Annotated in this window: 3 protein-coding genes; all 3 read right to left on the reverse strand. The window is 43.9% G+C overall.

Annotation, left to right across the window (positions count from 1 at the left end; genetic code table 11):
- On the reverse strand, positions 1-195 hold a 195-nt coding region (locus tag HMPREF9538_RS29635; protein WP_009484596.1), incomplete at its 3' end, for a hypothetical protein.
- Between the two features lie 21 nt (positions 196-216).
- On the reverse strand, positions 217-333 hold the full coding sequence (locus HMPREF9538_RS32170; protein ID WP_004217423.1) for a hypothetical protein: 117 nt from the start codon (positions 331-333) through the stop codon (positions 217-219).
- 45 nt (positions 334-378) lie between these two features.
- Positions 379-1,156 (reverse strand): formylglycine-generating enzyme family protein (locus HMPREF9538_RS18400; protein WP_009484597.1); only part of this gene is annotated, 778 nt, incomplete at its 5' end.

The following is a 1,156-nucleotide window of genomic DNA, read 5'->3' on the forward strand; positions in this document are numbered from 1 at the left end:
GCTGAAAGGTAGTTTTTGACCGACTAATGGGCCAAAATCCCCCATTAAGAACTCGCCGCCCTTAACGGGAACCATGTTAGAAAGCGACTTAGCAACAAGCGCTTCAGACAAGGTTTCACGCTTGCCAGTACTCTTCTGGTCGCACCCGGTCAGTAAACCGGCTGCAACGGAAGCAACTACGATTAATTTTCTCATCTTATCACCTCAGCCATTGCATCAGGCAGTCATTGTACCCGTCGGGTGCTGGTCGTCGATCATGGCAAGATATTCTGACATCAGGCTATCCGGGACAGGTTTAAATAGTCTCTCCGGTTTATTGGAACATTCATTCAACGTTGTTGCTCCGGTTAAAATGATATATGTCACCACCAAACGACATTATTTATTGATGACGCAACGGAAAACATACTGCGGACCAACACCATATTTTTCATAATCATCGTCTTTATTGATCTTTGGAACTGGCAAATCTGATTGTCTGAACACGGTTAAAGCGTATTGTCTGTCACCGCCAACATTCCCGCGGAGGACTTTTTCGGTCCCCTTTACGGGTCCCTGAGGATCGTTTACCGGAGAATGAGAGTAATAATCTGACGCATACCAGTCATTGGTCCATTCTGAGCCACTAAGTCCCATATCATACAGACCCAGGGGGTTTGGGGGATATTTCCCCACTGGATAAATAGGAATACCTGCTCCATCAGTATATTCACTCAGCTCATCCTGGCTGGGGATGTTTTTACCGGGCAGGAACTCACCATTATTCGTTGCAAACGGAATGTATTGCCCTCTGGATCTTGCTGCATATTCCCATTGCGCCTCTGTTGGTAAATCAATCTTGTTACCAGACTCCTTACCTAACCACTGACAATAGTCTTTTGCCTGTTGCCAGGTGATGCCAACAGAATAATCACTTTTTTGCAATGATGGGTAATCTTTTAGCAGAATATTAATGGGTGGTTTTTTTACTCCTGTTATCTGCAGATATTTATTATAATCATCATTGGTGACTTTGTATTTTGATATTGAAAAATCGCTTAATACAACCTTATGTAATACCTTGTCATCCTGGTTTATGCTGAAAGGCAGTTTTTCACCGACTAACGGTCCAAAATCGCCCATTAAGAACTCGCCGCCCTGAACGGGAACCATGTTA

This window comes from Klebsiella sp. MS 92-3 (assembly GCF_000195655.1).
Taxonomy (GTDB): Bacteria; Pseudomonadota; Gammaproteobacteria; order Enterobacterales; family Enterobacteriaceae; genus Klebsiella; species Klebsiella pneumoniae.